At 77.5% G+C, this 1,230-nt stretch carries 1 protein-coding gene; it reads right to left on the bottom strand.

Translation table 11 applies throughout. From position 1 onward, the window contains the following. Nucleotides 1–1,164: AfsR/SARP family transcriptional regulator (locus EF918_RS38855; RefSeq protein WP_260611015.1), on the bottom strand; the 1,164-nt coding region annotated here is incomplete at its 3' end. Nucleotides 1,165–1,230: the final 66 nt, after the last annotated feature.

Below are 1,230 nucleotides of genomic sequence, written 5' to 3'. Positions count from 1 at the left end.
CCCCGGCACCCGCCGCCCCTGCCGCCCGCCAGGAGCAGACCCCGGAGCCGGCGCCGGCTCGTGCGTCGGCTCCTGCGGGGGCGTCGACGCCGCTATCGGCTCCGGGGTCGGCACCGGCTCCGGGGTCTGCTCCTGGCGGGCGGCAGGGGCGGCGGGTGCCGGGGCGTGGGCGGAGGCTGCCGGTTGCGGGGCCGGGCCCGAAGCCGAAGCGGAAGCCGAAGCCGGTGCCGGTGCCGAAGCCGTGGCCCGTGCGGTCGGGTGCGGGGCCGACGCCGTGGTGCGTGGGGCCCGTTGGGGAGCCGGTGCCGCCGTCCGGAGGGTGGGTTGCGGGGCCGGTGCCGTGGTCCGCGGGGCCGGTCGGGGCGCCGCGGCCGAGGCCCGGGCCGCCGTCCGCAGGGACGGTCGGGGGGCCGGCCGGCCGGCGGGCGCGGCGTCGGCGGAGGACATGCGGTCGAGCAGACCCGTGAACACCGCCTGGAGCTGCTGCCCGGGCGAGACGCCGAGGTCCGCCTTCAGCTTCCTGCGCGTGGCGTCGTAGAGGGCCAGTGCCTCCGCCTGCCGGCCCTCCTGCCGGTGGCAGAGCATGAGCAGCCGGACCAGGGACTCGCGCAGCGGGTTCTCCTCGACGGCCTCGGCCAGCCGCGGCACGGCCTGGGCCCCCTGCCCGATCCGCAGCAGTCGCTCGCCCAGCAGCTCCAGGGCGCGCAGCCGGGTCTCCGCCAGCCTGGTGCCCGCGCCGCCGCGCAGCGACTCCGACTCGCAGTCCTCCAGGGCCGGGCCGCGCCACAGGTCGAGCGCCGACCCCAGCAGGCGTATGCCCTCGTCGTCCGGGGCGTCCCGCGCCGCCGCCACGAGGTCCTGCATGTGGTGGACGTCCACCCGGGACCGCTCGGCCATCAGCGTGTAGCCGGGCGCCTGGGTCACCAGTCGCATGGTGCCGTCCAGCCGCGTACGGAGACTGGCGATGTGCCCGTGGAGCGCTGCCCTGGCGGTCGGCGGCGGCGCCTCGTCCCAGACGAGGTCGAGCAACCGTTCCACGGGCACGACCCGGTTGAGGTTCAGCGCGAGCGCGGCCAGGACCGCCCTGCGCCGGGCACCGCCGATGGCCACGGGACCACCGTCCTTGCAGCGCAATTCCGACGGCCCGAGGAGCAGCAGTCTCATGTTCCCCACCTTCACCAGCCGTTTCGCGAAGCGAGCGGAACCCCCACCCCGCACACGCCCCCCGTG

Origin of the sequence: Streptomyces sp. WAC06614, assembly GCF_003949795.1 — a bacterium.
In the GTDB taxonomy this organism is placed as follows: domain Bacteria; phylum Actinomycetota; class Actinomycetes; order Streptomycetales; family Streptomycetaceae; genus Streptomyces.
The sequence above is the reverse complement of the archived record's forward strand: the minus strand, read 5'-3'. Positions and strand labels throughout refer to the sequence as shown.